18 protein-coding genes are annotated in these 16,866 nt (G+C 70.1%); 5 read left to right on the plus strand and 13 right to left on the minus strand.

What is annotated here, in order from left to right:
- Positions 1-8: 8 nt before the first annotated feature.
- A complete protein-coding gene (gene uraD, locus QZ258_RS10650) occupies positions 9-503 on the plus strand; it encodes a 2-oxo-4-hydroxy-4-carboxy-5-ureidoimidazoline decarboxylase (protein WP_294181361.1) in 495 nt (164 codons plus the stop codon).
- On the plus strand, positions 500-826 hold the full coding sequence (uraH, locus tag QZ258_RS10655; protein WP_294181362.1) for a hydroxyisourate hydrolase: 327 nt from the start codon (positions 500-502) through the stop codon (positions 824-826). Before uraD ends, uraH begins: the two co-directional genes overlap by 4 nt.
- A gap of 10 nt (positions 827-836) precedes the next feature.
- Here uraH and QZ258_RS10660 read toward each other — a convergent pair whose 3' ends face one another.
- From QZ258_RS10660 to QZ258_RS10715, 12 genes are all read right to left on the minus strand, one after another.
- Positions 837-1,343, minus strand: a complete 507-nt coding sequence (locus tag QZ258_RS10660) for a nucleoside deaminase (RefSeq protein ID WP_294181387.1) — start codon at positions 1,341-1,343, stop codon at positions 837-839.
- 5 nt (positions 1,344-1,348) lie between these two features.
- Positions 1,349-2,266 carry a factor-independent urate hydroxylase gene (pucL, locus tag QZ258_RS10665; protein WP_294181363.1) on the minus strand — a complete coding sequence of 306 codons (918 nt, stop codon included), beginning with the start codon at positions 2,264-2,266 and terminating at the stop codon, positions 1,349-1,351.
- A gap of 26 nt (positions 2,267-2,292) precedes the next feature.
- Positions 2,293-3,630, minus strand: a complete 1,338-nt coding sequence (allB, locus tag QZ258_RS10670; protein ID WP_294181364.1) for an allantoinase AllB — start codon at positions 3,628-3,630, stop codon at positions 2,293-2,295.
- Positions 3,627-4,736, minus strand: a complete 1,110-nt coding sequence (locus QZ258_RS10675; RefSeq protein WP_294181365.1) for a methylenetetrahydrofolate reductase C-terminal domain-containing protein — start codon at positions 4,734-4,736, stop codon at positions 3,627-3,629. The genes allB and QZ258_RS10675 overlap by 4 nt, the downstream gene beginning before the upstream one ends.
- Positions 4,726-5,301, minus strand: coding sequence for a pyridoxamine 5'-phosphate oxidase family protein (locus QZ258_RS10680; RefSeq protein ID WP_294181367.1), 576 nt, complete (start codon positions 5,299-5,301; stop codon positions 4,726-4,728). The genes QZ258_RS10675 and QZ258_RS10680 overlap by 11 nt, the downstream gene beginning before the upstream one ends.
- Before the next feature lie 17 nt (positions 5,302-5,318).
- Complete coding sequence (locus QZ258_RS10685) at positions 5,319-6,107, minus strand: creatininase family protein (RefSeq protein ID WP_294181369.1); 789 nt, start codon at positions 6,105-6,107, stop codon at positions 5,319-5,321.
- Positions 6,104-7,441, minus strand: coding sequence for an FAD-binding oxidoreductase (locus tag QZ258_RS10690; protein WP_294181371.1), 1,338 nt, complete (start codon positions 7,439-7,441; stop codon positions 6,104-6,106). Before QZ258_RS10690 ends, QZ258_RS10685 begins: the two co-directional genes overlap by 4 nt.
- 26 nt (positions 7,442-7,467) lie before the next feature.
- Positions 7,468-8,214 carry an SDR family NAD(P)-dependent oxidoreductase gene (locus QZ258_RS10695; protein ID WP_294181373.1) on the minus strand — a complete coding sequence of 249 codons (747 nt, stop codon included), beginning with the start codon at positions 8,212-8,214 and terminating at the stop codon, positions 7,468-7,470.
- A 47-nt stretch (positions 8,215-8,261) separates the two neighbouring features.
- On the minus strand, positions 8,262-9,434 hold the full coding sequence (locus QZ258_RS10700) for an ABC transporter substrate-binding protein (RefSeq protein ID WP_294181375.1): 1,173 nt from the start codon (positions 9,432-9,434) through the stop codon (positions 8,262-8,264).
- 76 nt (positions 9,435-9,510) lie between these two features.
- Positions 9,511-10,335, minus strand: coding sequence for an ABC transporter permease (locus tag QZ258_RS10705; protein WP_294181377.1), 825 nt, complete (start codon positions 10,333-10,335; stop codon positions 9,511-9,513).
- A complete protein-coding gene (locus QZ258_RS10710) occupies positions 10,332-11,105 on the minus strand; it encodes an ABC transporter ATP-binding protein (protein WP_294181379.1) in 774 nt (257 codons plus the stop codon). The genes QZ258_RS10705 and QZ258_RS10710 overlap by 4 nt, the downstream gene beginning before the upstream one ends.
- A gap of 2 nt (positions 11,106-11,107) precedes the next feature.
- Entirely contained in the window at positions 11,108-12,352 is a 1,245-nt protein-coding gene (locus QZ258_RS10715) for an amidohydrolase family protein (protein WP_294181388.1), read from the minus strand.
- 213 nt (positions 12,353-12,565) lie between these two features.
- Between QZ258_RS10715 and QZ258_RS10720 the strand changes: the two genes are divergently transcribed.
- Entirely contained in the window at positions 12,566-13,168 is a 603-nt protein-coding gene (locus tag QZ258_RS10720; RefSeq protein ID WP_294181380.1) for a helix-turn-helix domain-containing protein, read from the plus strand.
- Positions 13,169-13,200: 32 nt separating this feature from the next.
- Positions 13,201-14,160, plus strand: a complete 960-nt coding sequence (locus QZ258_RS10725; RefSeq protein ID WP_294181381.1) for a PDR/VanB family oxidoreductase — start codon at positions 13,201-13,203, stop codon at positions 14,158-14,160.
- A gap of 69 nt (positions 14,161-14,229) precedes the next feature.
- Here QZ258_RS10725 and QZ258_RS10730 read toward each other — a convergent pair whose 3' ends face one another.
- Entirely contained in the window at positions 14,230-15,531 is a 1,302-nt protein-coding gene (locus QZ258_RS10730; protein ID WP_294181382.1) for an amidohydrolase family protein, read from the minus strand.
- Positions 15,532-15,569: 38 nt separating this feature from the next.
- Here QZ258_RS10730 and QZ258_RS10735 point away from each other — a divergent pair, with 38 nt between their 5' ends.
- Complete coding sequence (locus tag QZ258_RS10735; protein ID WP_294181383.1) at positions 15,570-16,538, plus strand: XdhC family protein; 969 nt, start codon at positions 15,570-15,572, stop codon at positions 16,536-16,538.
- Positions 16,539-16,866: the final 328 nt, after the last annotated feature.

Consider the following 16,866-nt stretch of genomic DNA (forward strand, 5'->3'; position numbering starts at 1 on the left):
TTGAGCACATGATCGGCGAAGACGAAGAGGCGCTTCGCGCCGGACTCACGGCGGCGCTCGGCGTGCGGCGCTGGGTCGACGAGGTCGCCTCGGCGGCACCGTTCGCCGACCTGGCCGAACTGCGCTCGGTGGCCTCCGCCGCGGGCGCCGACCTCAGCGATCGCGAGATCGAGGAGGCGCTCGCCCACCACCCACGCATCGGCGAGAAGCCCGTCGGCGAGGGGGCCGCGCAGGCCTTCAGCCGGCGCGAGCAGGCCTCCGTCGACGCCGACGACGCGGAGGTGAACGCGCGGATCGCGGCAGGCAACGCCGCCTACGAGCAGCGCTTCGACCGGGTGTTCCTCATTCGCGCGGCGGGGCGCTCGCGCGCCGACATCCTGGCGGAACTCGACCGCCGCATCGAACTCGACCACGAAACCGAGTTGCAGAACGTGCGCGAGCAGCTGCTCGAAATCGCGCTGCTGCGCCTGGACCAGACCTTCGGAGAGGACGCACTCGCATGAGTCGCATCACCACCCACGTGCTCGACACCGCCCACGGGATGCCCGCCGCGGGCGTGCCGGTGCGCCTGTTCGATGGCGACGGCGCCACGATCGGCACCGGTCACACCGACGCCGACGGCCGCGTCAAAGAGCTCGGTCCCGAAGACCTCTCGGCCGGTATCTACCGTCTCGTCTTCGACACCCAACGCTACTTCGACCTGATCGAGGTGGAGGCGTTCTACCCGAGCGTCACGATCGAATTCCATGTGCTCGACCCGGACGAGCACTTCCACGTGCCGCTGCTGCTGAACCCTTTCGGCTTCAGCACCTACCGCGGCAGCTGAGCGGCTCCGCTCAGTAGTCGGTGCGGGCTTCGTTCGCGCGCCAGGCGTCGAACGGGGTGACGGCATCGTCGGTGCGCAACTCGTCGACGCTCGGGTGCTGCCACTCGCCGCTCGGCTTCTCGAACATCGCGTAGAACGCGGAGTCGTCGAAGCCGCCCTCGGCGGCATCGTGTCGGTTGGCGGCGAAGACGACGCGGTCCAGGCGCGACCAGAGGGCCGCCGAAAGGCACAGCGGGCACGGTTCGCAGCTGGTGTAGAGCGTGGCGCCCGCGAGCGAGAAGTCGCCGACCGTCTGGCAGGCGGCGCGAATCGCCATCACCTCGGCGTGGGCGGTCGGGTCGAGGTCGCGCGTGACGCGGTTCTGGCCCTCGCCGAGGATGGTGCCGTCGGCCGCCACCACGAGGGCGCCGAAGGGGCCGCCGCCGGCGGCCACGTTGGCGGTGGCGAGGGCGACGGCGCGGGCGAGGTGGTCGGCGTCGGTCGGGGGTTTCGATACGCCGCTGTCGCGGCTACTCAACCCGCTCACGCGAGACCTGCCGCGTGGCGCCAGGCGCTGCCCGCATCCGGGGCGTCGTCGCGCGCGATGGTCGCCTCGATGAGCCCGTAGGGGCGGTCGTCGGCGTGGAAGACCTCGTTGTTGTTCTCGAGCCCGAACGGCGCCAGGTCGACGACGAAGTGGTGCTTGTTCGGGGCCACCAGGTGGATCTCGACCAGCTCGGGGAAGGTCTCGAGCACCGCCTTGCCCATGTGCCAGAGGGTCTGCTGCAGGGCGAGCGACTGCAGGGTCGCGAACTCGCGGATCATGACCGCCTTGACTCCCGGGTAGAGGGCCTCCCAGTCGACGCTGTCGACCACGGCCGGGTCGACGCGCCACTTGGCGGTGAGCGAGGTCGCCATCACACGGTCGGTGGTCGGCTGCAGGGTCGTGTACTCGTCCACCAGGAAGTCGTGGAACTCGGATCCGGTCGACTTGAGGATGATGAAGTCCTTCAGACCGCCGATCACGTGCGTGACCGTGTCGCCGGCGGCATCCGCCTCGACGGTGATCGCGGCGGTGCGGACCTCGGGGCCGGTGCGGGTCCAGGTGTGCTCGTGTTCGACGCCCTCGATGACGGCGCGCTGCCAGGTGTACTCCTCGATCTCCACCCGTGCGCCGACGACCGGGTCGACGTCGTTCACGAAGTGGCGGGCCAGCGTCACCCCGTAGGCCTCGGGCGAAGCCACGCCGTGCTTCTTCGCGAAGGCGTACGCGGTGTTCTTCTGCGTGTCGGTCGGCAGCACGAGCGACTGGTCGCCCGTGAGGTACGCCTCGTCGAAGGGGCCACGCAGCGCCGTGGAGACGTTCAGGTCGCGGATCTCGTGGCGAGCGTTGTCGCGCACGATGCGCACGAGGTGCGTCTCTGCTTTGCCGTACTGGTGGTTCGTGAGGGAGATGGCCATGAGTCGATTCTTTCGCTAAACGGGAGTCAGGGGGTGGGTCGGCCGAGCATGGAGCCTGCGCCGAACTCGGCGGGTCCGCCGCGCAACCAAGTGCGGCGCACCTCGCCGCGCACCTCGAGGCCGTCGTAGGCGGTCACCGGGTTCTTGTGCAGCAGCTCGCCGGCATCCACGACGCGCCAGGCGTCGGGGGCGAAGACCACCAGGTCGGCATCGGCCCCCACCGCGAGGCGGCCCTTGTGGGCGAGCCCGACGAAATCGGCGGTGGCGCGCGCCATCTTGTCGACCACGGTCGACAGCGGCACGCCGCCGATCGCCGCGGCGGTCCACACCGCGCTGAGCCCCAGCTGCAGGCCCGCGATGCCGCCCCAGGCCTGGCCGAAATCGCCGTCGCCCTTGAACTTCAGCTCCGCCGTGGAGGGGGAGTGGTCGGTGACAATGATGTCGATCGTGCCGTCGAGCAGCGCCGCCCAGAGCGCATCCCGGTTGGCGGCGTCGCGGATCGGCGGGGCGCACTTGAAACTGGTGGCCGCATCCGGAATCTGCTCGCTCGTGAGCGACAAATAGTGCGGGCAGGTCTCGACCGTCAGCGGCAGCCCCTCCGCCTTCGCCGCGCGGATCGCCGGCAGCGCCGCGGCACTCGACAGGTGCAGGATGTGGGCCCGACACCCAGTCTCGCGCACCCCCGCGATGACGCCCTCGATCGCCGAGACTTCGGCGACGTCGGGGCGGCTCGCGACATAGTCGGCGTAGTGGGCGCCGCCCGCATTCTCGTGGTCGTGCAGCACGTGCGGGTCTTCGGCGTGCACGATCAGCAGGCCGTCGAACGCGGCGATCTCGGTCATCGCGGCGCGCAGTTGCTCGGCGTCGAGGTGCTCGAACTCGGGGACGCCACTGGGGGCGAGGAAGCATTTGAAGCCGAAGACTCCGGCGTCGTGCAGTTCGCGCAAGCTCCCCAGGTTTTGTGGCACCGCGCCGCCCCAGAAGCCGACGTCGACGCTCAACTGGCCGTCGGCGGCGGCGCGCTTGACGGCCAGGTTGTCGGGTGTTGTCGTCGGTGGAACGGAGTTCAGCGGCATGTCGATCACCGTGGTGACGCCGCCGGCCGCGGCCGCGGCGGTTGCGCTCGCGAAGCCCTCCCACTCGGTGCGACCCGGTTCGTTGATGTGCACGTGCGTGTCGACGAGGCCCGGCAGCAGAACCTCGTCGTCCGCCAGGGTGATCGTCTCGGTGCCCGACATGACCGGGGCATCCGGCGCGTGTTCGGCGATCGCGGCGATCGTGCCGCCGGTAACGCCGAGCTCCACATCGGTGAAGGCGCCGTCGATGAGACCGCGTCCGCGAATCACCAGGTCGTACGTCGTCATGCCACCACCCCGATCCGGTCGGCAATCTCGGCGAGGGCCTCGGCGAAGTCGAGCTCCAGGCCGGGGCCCGCGCCGCCGGAGAGGTCGACGCCGACGACACCCTCCAGCTCGAGGAAACGCTGCGACAGCTCGACCGCGGCGCCGATGCCCGCCTCGCGCGGGTCGTCCGCCGCGAGAATGCCGTCGAGGTAGCCCTCCGGCAGGGCGAGCGAGGTGAAACCGCGAATGAGCTCGGCGCTGCCGCGGTCGACGATGATCGGCACGCACGGAATGTACCCGACCGAGACGTCGAGCGCCTGAGCCGACGCGATGAACTCGCGTACCGGCTCGACGCCCCCGGCGTGGTTGACGAAGCAGATGTCGGCACCGGCGTGCTGCTTCTGCCGCAGTCGTTCCGGTCGCTGCTCGACCGGGGGAGACAGCGGCGCTTCGGCGACCGACACCAGATGGCCGGCGCGGGAGGCGAGGGCGGCGATCTCCGTCGAATCCAGATCGAAGACGGCGGCCGCGTCCGGCCGTGAGCCGATCAGCGGGTGATCGCCGGTGACCGCGTGCACGCCGACGGCGCCGACGTGGGCCAGCGCGGCCAGCTCGGCTTCGAGCGCGACGCGGTTGCGGTCGCGGGCGTTGACGCCCATCCAGGCGTCCACTCCCGCTGCTTGGAGGAGGGATGCCCGGTAGGCGGGCGGGAACTGCACCCGAGCGGTGCCCGAGTCGCCGGCGAGCACCGCGTCGACATGCCCGCGAAGAGCGTGAGCGCAGTCGCGCAGGGAGTCGGCGTCGAGGGCCCGCGCCGGGAAGTCGGCGACCACGATCGGGCGGGTGGCGATCAGTTCGCGCATGACGGCGCCGCCCGCCGACGGCATCGGATCCGGCACCGGGTCGGCCATCATGCGGGGGGGTTCGCGGAGCGCGGGGGCGATCCCGCGCCAGGTCACCGTGGCGGCGTCGACGAAGACGCAGGTGTGGTCGGCGACCTCGCAGGTGCCGTCGAACTCGACGCCGCCGCACGGGCCGTACTCCATGTTCTTCGGGCAGGCGAAGCCGGCGGGGTCTCGATACGCCGCTTCGCGGCTACTCGACCGCCTCAGGTTGTCAGCCGGCAAGGAGCTTCACCGTCCACTCGGCATCCGTCACGCTCGCGCGCGTGTAGTTGACGCGCCGGCTCGCGGTCTCGGTGCTGCCGAACCAGAAGCTCAAACGGATCGGGCGAATGAGGTGCCCGATCCAGGTCGGCGGCTGCCCGATGCCGTCGGCGTGCGCGGCCTTGAACGCGGCCCACGACTCGATGCGGTCCTCGAGCGGCAGGCTCGCGAACTCGATGGTGTTCTGCCACGCCAACTGCTGCAGATACTCGGAGCGGTTCGCGTAGGCGCGGCGCTGTTCGTCGTCCGGCGCGACCTCGGCGAAACCCTGGATGACAAGCTGCCGGGCCTCCTCCGGGAACCGGATCACGATCGCCGCACCCGGATTCGCCGCCAGCTGGGCGACCTTGCGCGAGCGCGAATCCTCGTGGATGTAGAACCCGTGCTCGTCGTACTCGCTCAGCAGCTGGGTGCGCGCGTCGGGCACCCCGTTCGAGTCGATCGTTGCGACCGTCGCGAGCGGGCGCTCCGGGTTCTCGTTCGAGGGCAGCCACTCGCGCAGCAGCTCCCAGGGGTCGGCGGGCACGTTGTGCACCTTCAGGTTCATCGTGCGGCACCGGGGAAAAAACGCGAGATCTCCTCCAGCGAGGCGACGCCCTCGGCCACCAGGTGCTCGGCGACGCGAGCCCCCACCTCGGCGGTCGACCCGGTCGGATCGCCCACGACGCCCGCGGAGTCGAAGTCGTCGCTCAGCCAACCGAACTGCACCGGCTTGCCGGCGAAGCCGATCCGCGTGAAGTCGGCGATCTGGTCGGGAACGGCGCGCTCGGCGAGGTCGAGCGAGACGAGGTCGGGCCGCAGGTGCAGGACGAGCGAGGTCTCGCCCCAACCCCCGTGGATGCCGAAGCCGCGTTCGTCGGGACCCTCGACCCCGTCGCCCGCGGGCACCGCCACGTTGATGAGGAAGGTGCGCAAACCGTGCAGCCGGCGCAACTCCCGCAGCGCCACCTGGAGGAGTGCCACATTGCCGCCGTGTCCGTTGTAGAAGACGAGGGTCTTCGCGGGGGAGTTGGCGACCGAGGCGCCGATCTCGCGCAGCGTGGCCAGCAGGGTGTCGGCCTCGATCCACGTGGTGCCGGGGGCCCAGTGGTGCTCGTCCGACTTGGTGTAGGCCAGCGGCGGCATCCGCCAGACGTCGAGCCCCGTCGTGACGGCCGCATCCACGATGCGGGTCGACAGCTCGTCGGCCATCAGCAGGTCGGTGATGAGCGGCAGATGCGCGCCGTGGTGCTCGATCGAGCCGATCGGAAGCACGATGATCGACTCGGCGGTGAGGGTGGACGCGAGCGCCGGGCCGGAGAGCTCGGCGAGTTCGCGCGTGCTGCCGCTCACAGTTGGCTGCCGGTGGCGACGGGCGCCGCGCGCTGCAGCTTGCCCGGGTTCAACAGGCCCTGTGGGTCGGTGGTCTCGGCGAGTTCGGCGGTGCGGACCGGCTCGTAGTCGACGAACCACTGGTGCGGGTTGTGGTAGCCGATGCCGAGTGCTTCGAGTTTGGCGAAGCCCGCGTAGACGTCTTCCGCGCTCGTGTAGCGGCCGGCGAGCATGCCGATCGGGCGATCCTTCTGGCCCTCGATGTGCAGCATCCCGCCCTCGTAGACGGCGTGCACCTCGTCGATGTGCGTCGTGAGCGCCTCGCCCGCAACCTCCACGTGGAAGTACGTGTTCGGGTAGGCCTTCTGCAGCCACTCGATCGGGTGGTTGTAGCTGGTCATGCTGAGCTTCACCGTCGACTGGGCGCCCTCGCGGACGTCTTCGACGCGGCCGCCCGCGGCCTCGACGAGCGCGCGCGCCTCCTCGACGGAGGCGACATCGAGGATCGCGCGCAGGCTCGCACGGCCGGCGGGGATCGCCGGGTCGCTCGGCAGCGCCTCGGCGAGCGTGGCGAGGTCGCCCGAGACCAGGCGCGGCGTCGGCTCCAACTTCGAGAACGGCACGATCAGGTCAAGCACCTGCTGGAAGTCGTCGAAGCTGGCGAAGAACGCGCGCCAGTCCTGCAGCGGTTCGAGCCGCAGCGTGATCCGGGCGAGGATGCCCGCGGTTCCGTAGTTGTGGATGTACGGCTCGGTTGCCTCGCCCTCGAGGTGCACCAAGGACGCATCCGGGACGGCGTGCACGACATCGAGCGCCGTGACGAAGCCGGTGTGCAGCATTCCATTCTTGATCGACCCGGTGCCGCCGGAACCGCCCGAGACGAAGCCGCCGAGCGTGGACTGCGCGGTCGAGGGATACATCGGCAGCTGCTGGCCGGTCTTGGCCGCGGCCTGCTCCAGGGCGATCATCGTGGCGCCCGCATCGGCGATCAGGTAGCCGTCGCCGACCTCGATGATCGAGCGGGCCTTCGACATGTCGAGGACGAGTCCGCCCGACATCGGGATTCCCTGACCGTAGTTTCCGGTTCCCTTGCCGCGCGGCGTGATCGGAACCCCGTGCCGCACGGCAGCGCCGACGACCTCGGCGATCTGCTCGGCGGTGGTGGGGAAGGCCACCAGTTGTGCGCGGCCCAGCGGCAGCTGCTCGCCGATCACCGGCGACAGGTGCGAACCGTCGATGGAGGCGCGCTCGAGGCTGGCCGGCTCGTCGCTCACACCGAGCTCACCCAGCAGGGTGCGGAGTTCGGTGGCGAGAGCGTCAACACGGGCCGAGTCGACGGCGGGAAGGGTGCTCATGATGGGGGTGGATCCTTTCGATGGTGCTAGTGCATCACCATGCCGCCCGTGACGTTCAGGGCTTGGCCGGTGAGATAGGTGGCCTCGGAGGAGGCGAGGAAGAGCGCGAGGTTGGCGACATCGTCGGGTTCACCGAGGCGTCCGAGCGGCGAGCAGCTCGCCCATTCGGCGATCTGCTCGGCGGTGCGCGTCGCGGCGCCCATCTCGGTGAGGATGTAGCCGGGGCAGATCGAATTGGCGCGGATGCCGTGCTCACCCCATTCGAGCGCGGCGGCGCGGGTGAGGGCGACCACGGCGGCCTTCGAGGCGGCGTAGTGGCCCTCCATGGCGCCGCCCTTCTTGGCGGCCATACTCGCGAGGTTGATGATGGATCCGCCGTGCCCGGCGTCGATCATGCTGCGCACCGCTGCCTGCATCGTCGAGAGCATCGCGCGCGTGTTGATCGAGAACATGGTGTTCCAGTCCTCGACGGTCACGTCGAGGAGCGGAACAAGCTTGAAGATGCCGGCGCTGTTGACGAGAACGTCAACGCCGCCGAGCGAGGTGAGTGCCTCATCCATCGCCCGGGCGATGTCGTCGGGCTTCACGAGGTCGACCTCGACGAACCGGCCGCCGATCGCCTCGGCGTGCGCTGTGCCCTCCGGCACCAGGCGGTCGAGGATGCAGACATCCGCACCCTCGACCGCGAAGCGGGCCGCAATGGCACCGCCGATGCCACGAGCTCCCCCGGTGACGACGACTCGAGATCCCGAGAGTCGGGGAGTGGTCGTCACCGAGGGAGCGTTCATGGCGTTGTGCTGTGGTTTCTACTCAGTGGAACTCAGAAGCCGATCGACGGATCGATGAACGAGTCGTCGAACATGTCTGCGGCCGTCAGGTCGGTGACGATGGCCTTCGCCTCGTCATCGCCGTAGAGCTCGGTGGCGATGTCGATGAGCGACTGCAGACGCTCCGGGTCGATGTTTCCGATGATGTCGTCGTGACCGTTGCCGGCCAGACCGATCTCGAGCTGCGTGGCGACCGAGTACTCGGCGACCTCCGCGCTGTAGATCCAGAAGGTGTTGTAGGCCGCCACGGCGTCCAGGATGAGCGCGTTGGTCTCAACCGGGTCGGCGTAGTAGTCGATCGCGGCCTGCTGCAGCACCGGCACGAAGGCGGTGAGGCAGTCGGCGTACTCGGTGATCGTGTCGGGCTTGACCGAGACGACGGCCGGGTACTTGGGGTAGCCCGCGTCGTTGATCAGCTCGAACGCGATCGGCTTGCCCCAGGCAGCGATCTCGTTCTCGTAGATGTACGGCTCGGCCGAGGCGAAGCCCTGCTGGGCGATCGTTCCGCCGGCACCGACGAACACGTCGGGCGCGCCGTCGTAGGTCGAGTCGATCTGCTCGGCCGTGAAGACACCCGTCGACACGAAGTAGTCGATGTAGTAGCCACCGGGGAAGACGCGAACGGGGACGTCCGCCTCACCCAGGTCGGCGATGGTCTCGACATCCGGAAGCGTCTCCGGGTCCCACATGATCATCTGCGGGTCCTTCTCGAGCGGCGCGAAAACGCCGACCGTCGGGTAGGTGCTCGAGTGCACGACGGCCTCGTCCGAACCGACGTAACCGGCGAAGATGTCGTCTTCGGCGTAGAGCATTCCGTCGGGCTGGAGGAAGTCGGGGCGCGCCGATCCACCGGAGACGATCGTGATGTCGACACCGGTGTACTCGCCACTGGCCATCAGCGGGCCGGTCACCGAGTACTCGCTGGCCGCCTCGAAGGTCGGGTTCTCGCCGACGAGCTCGTACAGGTGACCGTGCTCGGCCTCCGGGAACCAGTCGGTCGCGATCTTGATGTCGGCGGGGCAACCGGCCGCAGCGAGGTCAATCGAGCCGATCGTCATTTCGGTCGTCTCCTCCGCAGGCGTCGCCTCGGTCGCGCAGCCGGCAAGGGCGAGCGACGAGATGGCGACACCGGCGACAACGACACCGCGGGTGCGGGTGATTCGCATGGGTACTCCTTCGAGATGTGGTGTGGTGCAGTGGATGGTGCGGGGTGGTGCGGGGGTGTTGCAGGGGACCTCGGGATTAGCCGAAGTCGTACCATCGGCCAACCGCGAGTCGCGCGATCAGACCGAAGACAAGGAAGACGACGACGCCCAAGAGCGAGGCGAGCAGCACGGATGCGAACAGCTCGTCGGTCTGGAGTCGCGCCTGGTAGCGGCGGATCAGGGCACCGATTCCGATGACGCCCTGCTGGAAGAAGAAATCGCCGACGACCGCGCCGACGACCGAGAGTCCGGCCGAGATCCGCAGCCCGGCGAAGATCGCGGGGGAGGCGGCGGGCAGCTGAAGTTTGGTGAGCACGATCCAGCGCGAGGCGTTCTGCAGACCGAACAGCTCGCGGTGGCTGCGGTCGACCGACTGCAGACCGAAGTAGGTGTTCGACACCATCGGGAACAGCGCGATGAGCAGACACACGACGCTGCGGGCGTAGAAGCCATCGTCGATCCAGAACGCGATCAGCGGCGTGATCGCGAGAATCGGGATGCTCTGCAGCACGACCGCGTAGGGGTAGGTGGAGCGCTCGATCCACTTCGCCTGGCTCATCGCGATGGCCCACACGATGCCGATCACGGCCGCCAGCAGGAGGCCGAAGAGAGTGGTCTGCAGGGTGACGCCGAGGCCCGCGAAAATCTCCTCGCGGGTCGAGTCGCGCAGGAAGACACCGAGCACCTGGTTCGGCGGCGGAAGGATGAAGCTGCGCTGACCCAGCGACGCGGAGATCGCGTACCAGAGCGCGATGACGCCCGCGAAGACGAGGACCGGCGGGCCCCAGACGCCGACCTTGGCGGGGCCGGCGCTGCGGCCGGAGGTCATGCGCTTGACGATGGTCGTGGATTCGGCGCTCATGAGTGTGCTCCTCGGAGTGCGTGAGAGACCTTGCCGACGAGTTCGGCGAATTCGCCGGTGAACCGGATCTCCGGGTCACGCGGCATGTCGAAGGGAACCTCGAACTCGTCGACGATCGTGCCGGGGCGGCCCGACATGACGATCACGCGCGTCGAGAGGTACACGGCCTCGGAGACCGAGTGGGTGATGAACAGGCCACCGAAGCGCTTCTCGGCGAAGAGCTTGATGAGTTCGTCGTTGAGGCGTTCCCGGGTGATCTCGTCGAGCGCACCGAACGGCTCGTCGAAGAGGAACAGTTCCGGGTCGAGCGTGAGCGAACGCGCGAGCGAGGTGCGCATCCGCATGCCTCCCGAGAGCTGCTTGGGGAGGTGCTTCTCGAAGCCGCTGAGGCCGACCAGGTCGATCGCCTCCTGGGCCTTCTTGCGGCGGACCGCCATCGTGTCCCACTGGAGTTCGGCGAGCAGCTCGACGTTCGCCATGACGTTCCGCCACGGCAGCAGGGTCGCATCCTGGAACACGTAGCCGATGCGGTCGGTGTCGAGGGTCGCCGTGCCGTCGCTCGCGCGCTCGAGGCCCGAGGCGATGCGCAGCAGCGTGCTCTTGCCGCAGCCGGAGGGGCCGACGACCGTCACGAACTCGCCGCGGCGAACCTTGAGGTCGACCGAGTGCAGGGCGACCGTGCCGTTCGGGAACGTCATTTCGACGTTCTCGAAATCGAGCAGCGGCTCGCCGGTCGCGACCGGCGTCGGGCTGGGGTTCGTTTGCGCCATGGTTATCGCGCTCCCGTCGGGGTGAGGTGGGCGGTGGGGACGGCAACTTCGGTGGAGACGGTGGTGCGGGCGACCAAACGCCCGCGGTGAATGACGAGACGCTCGGCGGAGGCCTCGGCGACCACCTCGGGAAGGCTCTGGCCGCGCACGGCGAGCAGTTCGGCGGCGGCGCCGACCGTCACCCCCGCGGTCGGCAGCGCGAGCACCTCGCGGGCGCCGTCGCTGACCGCCGCCCAAGCCTCATCGACCGTGAGGTGTCCGGCGGTGACCAGCAGCATGGCGGTCTCGAACGGGTCCGAGCGCCCCAACGGATTGAAGGGGTCGCGGACGTTGTCGGCGCCGGCGGCGAAACGGGCCTTCGCATCCACGAGGGCGCGCACGGCGGTGAGGCCGCGCGGGGTGGCGACATCGTCGCCCCAGCCCTGCAGGTAGAGGTTCGTGATCGGGTTCGCGATGACGCCGATGCCCGCCGCGACGACCGCGCTCACCAGCCCATCGCGCTCGGTCGCGGGTAGCGTTCCGAGGCGCACGCAGTGACCGGCGGAGGTGTTCTGCGACCAGCTCGCCACGATGCGGGCGTACTCCCCGAGCGTGACGGCGCCGTCGAGGCTCTCGTCGGTGTGCAGATCGACCGGCAGTCCGCGTCGCTCGGCGATCTCGAGCAGGCGACGCAGGTCATCCAGCGGTTCCGGGGCGAGATGCGGGGCGCCGCCCACCACATCCACGCCCGCGTCGAGCGCCGCCTCGACGGCTGCGCTTGCGATGTCGGGGCCGGGAAGGGCGACGATCTCGATGTCGATCAGGTCGGCGAGCTCGTCGCGCACCTGGAGCAGAGCGTGCACCCCGCGCAGAGGCTCGTCGCCGAGCAGGATGTCGACGTGGGTGCGGATCGCGGTCGTGCCCTTGGCGAGCATCGCGAGGGCCTGGGTGCGCGCGCGCTCGGCCACATCCTCCACGGTCATGGTGGCGGCGTAGGCGCGCCACGACTCGATGGCGAGCTCCAGGTCGCCCATCGGCGGCCGGATGGCATCCCAGGAGCGGGTCTTGTCGAGGTGCGCGTGGGGTTCGGCCGCGGCCGTCATCAGCAGGAAGCCGTCGAGGTCGACGACGGTGTTCGCGTCACTCGGAAGCGGAGCCGTGCCCGCCGGGACGATGTCGGCGACCGTCGCTCCCTCGATCACCACGTCGACGAGCGCGCCATCGGCAAGACGCGCGTGTCGAAGCAACGCGATCGAGGCGGGCAGCATGCTCACGGGACGGGTCTCCTCGGGGGGAAGTGGAGGCCGCAACGACACCGATGGCGAGCGGGGGAAATGTTGATAGCTTCAACATGACTCAAGTTAGGCTCGGCGCGTTTCCGTTGCGTAACACGGCAGTTTCCGCGTGTTAACTCACTCGCGCTCAGTTCGTCGCCATCGCGCGGGCTGTGGTACCCCTAGCAGAAGCACTGAGGAGGAACCGTGGCGCCGATCGAAACCGCGCCGGTGTCGGGACCCGACGTTCAAGCCGAACGAATCGGGGGACGCATCCGGCAGTTGCGCCATGCTCGCGGCCTCACGCTGGTCCAGCTGGCAGACAAGGCCGCGCTCTCGCACCCGTTCCTGTCGCAGCTCGAGCGAGGCCGCGCCCGCCCGAGCATCTCGTCGCTCGAAAAAATTGCCCGCGCGCTCGGGTCGAGCCAAGTCGAACTCCTCGCCGGGGCGAGCGACGCCGACAGCGACGCCGACGCTCCCGTGTCGTTGGTGCGCTCCGTCGGCGGCACGCGCGGGCACTACGCCGAAGGCGAGGCGCGGATGCTCGTCACCGGCGACTCCGCACGCTTCCACCCGATGACCGTCACCGGCTCCAATCCCGAATTCGGGGATGCCTTCGAACACGCCGAAGACGAGTTCCTGCACGTCGTCGAAGGCAGCATCGAGATCGATCTGGGCGAACGCGGCGTCTTCCAGCTCAGCGAAGGAGACTCGCTGTACTACGTCGGCGGGACGCCGCACCGGTGGCGTTCGCTCGCCGCCGGCGGCTACCGCCTCTTCATCGTGAAAGAACACCCCGCGTCGCTCTGAGCCGCCGCACCGCACCCCTGAAAGGCAACACCATGTCCCGCCCCCGTGCCGCCGACGCCGAGGTCACCGTCGTTTCCCGAATCGCCGCGACCGACGCCGTGACACTGCTTGAACTCGCCGCCGTCGACGGCACGCCGCTACCCGCCTGGGAACCCGGTGCCCACGTCGACGTGCTGATGCCCTCGGGGCTCGTGCGACAGTATTCGCTGTGCGGCGACCCTGCGGCGCCGAACTGGCGGATCGCGGTGCTGCGGGAGGAGGTCAGTCGGGGCGGATCCGAGTGGATCGCGTCGTCGGTGACGGAGGGCGCGACGCTTCGGTTGGCGGGGCCCCGCAACCACTTCGCGTTCGCGCCGACGGCCGGGAGCTCCGTGCGGTTCTTCGCCGCCGGGATCGGCATCACCCCGATCGTGCCGATGGCCGCGGCGGCCGCGGCGGCGGGTCTCGACTACCGCGTGCACTACTCGGGTCGCGCGCGCGACACGATGGCGATGCTCGACGAGTTGGAGGGCGCGCACGGCGAGCGGTTGGTCGCCCACGTGTCGAGCGAAGGCTCGCGCGTCGACCTTGCGGAGGCGCTGGGCTCGGCTCCCGCGGGCGCGGTCGTCTACGCGTGCGGGCCGGGGGAGTACCTCGAAGCTGTGAGCGCGGCGGCCGAGGCTGCCGGGCTCGACCTGCACCTCGAGCACTTCGAGGCCGTCGAGGCGGCCGCTCCCGTCTGGGAGGGGACCTTCGAGGTCGAACTGGCGCTCACCGGGGTGACGGTCGAGGTGCCGCCGGGCCGCAGCATCCTCGAGGTCGCGGAAGAGAACGGGGCCTTCGTGCTGTCGTCGTGCACCGAGGGCACCTGCGGCACCTGCGAGACGCCCGTGCTGGAGGGCGAGATCGACCACCGCGACTCGATCCTCACACCGCAGGAGCGCGCTCGCGGCGACGTCATGTACGTGTGCGTCTCACGCGCGGCCTGCCCGAAGCTCGTGCTCGAGCTCTAACCTCTATTCAGGAGTTTGTGTGACGGGTGCGGCGGATGTCGCCTCGCCGGGCAACACCCGTCACGCCCGTCACAACATCTCCTGAAAACGGTGGAGGTTTGAGGCGAGGGTGCGGGCGTCGCCGGTGACCAGCTCGTAGTCGCGCACCACGACGCGTCCCGCGACGATCACGTGGCGGGGACGGCGGCCGGGGTTCGCCCAGAGCAGCCCCGCAACCGGATCGGCCACCCCGGCATCCGCGACACCGGAGACATCCCAGACGCACAGGTCGGCGGCGGCGCCCGGGCGCAGGTGCCCGAGTTCGCCGCGCCCGAGACCGGCAGCGGATCCGGCGGTCGCCATCCCGATCACCTCACGCGCCGGAAGCTGCTCGCCGACCAGACCCGAGACCTGCATCGCCAGCCTTGCGTCGGCGAGCAGATGGCCGGCATCGTTCGAGCCGCCTCCGCTGGTGCCCAGGCCGACCGTGATGCCCGCATCCCGCAGTGCCGCGACCGGCGCGATGCCCCAGCCCATCGGCACATCGCAACCGGGGGCGTGCGTGGCGGTGATGCCCGCCGCCGCGAGCCGCGCGATCTCGTCCTCGGTCACGTCGCACAGGTGCGCGAGCGTCACGTCAGGGGCGAGCCAGCCCCACTCCTCCAGCAGCTCGAGCGGACGCCTCCCGTACTTCTCGAGAGCGATCGCCACATCGACCTGCTCGTTCGCCTGGGTGCGGCGGCGCAGCCCGTGCCGCGCGGCCACCTCGCCGAGCAGCTCGAAGGTTTCGCGCGGATCGCTGTGCACGCCGGCCGGTCCGACCGCGAGCTGCAGCATCCCGTCGTCCGAGACCCCGCCGGATGCCCCCGGCAGCAGCGCCTCGACGATCGCCTCCGCGCTCGCCGCCGCCTCACTCGGTTCGTCGCGGGCCGCACCACGCACGAAGGCGAGCCGGCCGCCGAGTTCGCGCGCCGCCTCAGCGGTCGCGCGGGCGAGCTCGACCGAGTCGTCGGTCGGCATCCCCGCGGGCCAGCTCAGATGGTGGTCGGCGACCGTCGTCACACCAAACAGGAGCCCCTCAGCCACACCGACCGCAGCGGCGGCCCGCATCAGTTCGGGAGTGATGCCGACACGGGAATATGCCGCGGCCATGGTCGGCAACCACTGTGCCATGGGCACCCCGCGCGTGCCGGGAAGCGTCCGGAACGCGGACTGCATCAGGTGGTGGTGGGCGTTCACCAGCCCGGGGGTGATGACGCATCCGGAGACGTCGAGCGTCTCGCCCTCCGGCCGCGCGCCGGGCGCCGCGATCAGGGCGCCGTCGACGGCGAGATCGCCGCTCGACTCGGTGTCAGCGTCGTGCACGATCGCGGTGGCGTTACTCAGAATCACGAAACGATCCTGACATTCGAATGTGTCACGCTGATGTCGTGCTCGAACTCGCAGATCGCCTCCTCGCCCGGCTGCACGCCGGACGGGAGCTCGTGGTCGCGACCGTGATCGGAGTTGACGGTTCGGCGCCGCGCACCCTCGGCACATCGATGGCCTGGGACGGTGAGGCCGTCATCGGCTCGATCGCCGGCGGATGCGTCGAAGGCGCCGTGCTCGACGTCGCCGACCGCGTGCTCGACGACGGTCGCACGCGGGTGATCGAATTCGGCGTGCCCGAGGACGGCGCCGCGGGGGAGTTGGCGCTGGAGGCGGGCCTCAGCTGCGGCGGGGCGCTGACGCTGCACCTCGCGGTGCTCCGGCCCGGGGATACGGCCCTCGCCGCCCTCGAAGGTGCGGTTCGCGGTGAGTCGGCGCGCATCCGCCTCACCGAGGACGGCTACGCGATGGACGAGTGCGAAAGCATGTTCGTCGACGTGAAGGTGCCGCCCGCGCGTCTGATCATCGTCGGCGCGATGGAGTTTTCGGCCGCCCTCGCGGCAGCCGCGCAGCCGCTTGGGTTCGCGGTCACCGTGTGCGACCCGCGGGCCGTGTTCACGACCGCGGAGCGCTTTCCCGGGGCCGAGCTGGTGGTCCAGTGGCCGACCGAGTTCCTGGGCGGAACCGAGCTCGACGAGCGCAGCGTCGTCTGCCTGCTCAGCCACGACGACCGCTTCGATGCCGAGGCGCTGCTGCTCGCGCTGCGTTCGCCCGCGCGCTACGTCGGCGCGATGGGCTCGAGGCGCACGGATGCGCGCCGCCGCGCACGCCTCACGGAGCTTGGCGCGAGCGCCGAGGAGCTGGCGCGGCTGCACTCGCCGATCGGACTCGACCTGGGCGCCTCGACCCCCGAGGAGACCGCGATTTCGATCCTCGCGGAGGTCCTGCAGTCCCGCGCCGTCGCGAGTGCGCGCCCGCTCGCCGAGCTCGACGGCGCGATCCACGCGCGCCGCGAGCTCCCCGCGCGCTGAGCCGCGCGCGCCGCACCCCTACCCGCACCCCGCACCCGGCGCCCCGCACCCCGCGCCCCCCCGGCGATCTCGCGCGCCCCGCGCACCCCGCGCACCCCGCGAACGGTGCACAACGTGCGGTGTGGGTGCCTGCGATCGCACTTTTGGCACCGCTCGCGGGAGTGCACTGGCGCGCGTCTTCGCACCCACGCGCGGTGGGGGCGGAAGTGCGCTCGCGCCGGCGAGGTGCCCCGGCGACCCCGTGGGCGAGCCGCCCCCCTCGCGAGCGGTGCGAAACGCGCGGTGTGGGCGCCGGGGATCGCGCGTTTGGCACCGCTCGCGGGAGTCT

This window comes from uncultured Schumannella sp. (assembly GCF_905479755.1).
GTDB lineage: Bacteria > Actinomycetota > Actinomycetes > Actinomycetales > Microbacteriaceae > DCRR01.

Excerpts from the sequence above, each read along its gene's own strand:
- uraD (WP_294181361.1), top strand. The coding sequence starts at position 9 with ATGATCGGCGAAGACGAAGAGGCGCTTCGCGCCGGACTCACGGCGGCG.
- uraH (WP_294181362.1), top strand. The coding sequence starts at position 500 with ATGAGTCGCATCACCACCCACGTGCTCGACACCGCCCACGGGATGCCC.
- pucL (WP_294181363.1), bottom strand. The coding sequence starts at position 2,266 with ATGGCCATCTCCCTCACGAACCACCAGTACGGCAAAGCAGAGACGCAC.
- allB (WP_294181364.1), bottom strand. The coding sequence starts at position 3,630 with ATGACGACGTACGACCTGGTGATTCGCGGACGCGGTCTCATCGACGGC.
- QZ258_RS10690 (WP_294181371.1), bottom strand. The coding sequence starts at position 7,441 with ATGAGCACCCTTCCCGCCGTCGACTCGGCCCGTGTTGACGCTCTCGCC.
- QZ258_RS10700 (WP_294181375.1), bottom strand. The coding sequence starts at position 9,434 with ATGCGAATCACCCGCACCCGCGGTGTCGTTGTCGCCGGTGTCGCCATC.
- QZ258_RS10705 (WP_294181377.1), bottom strand. The coding sequence starts at position 10,335 with ATGAGCGCCGAATCCACGACCATCGTCAAGCGCATGACCTCCGGCCGC.
- QZ258_RS10710 (WP_294181379.1), bottom strand. The coding sequence starts at position 11,105 with ATGGCGCAAACGAACCCCAGCCCGACGCCGGTCGCGACCGGCGAGCCG.
- QZ258_RS10715 (WP_294181388.1), bottom strand. The coding sequence starts at position 12,352 with ATGCTGCCCGCCTCGATCGCGTTGCTTCGACACGCGCGTCTTGCCGAT.
- QZ258_RS10725 (WP_294181381.1), top strand. The coding sequence starts at position 13,201 with ATGTCCCGCCCCCGTGCCGCCGACGCCGAGGTCACCGTCGTTTCCCGA.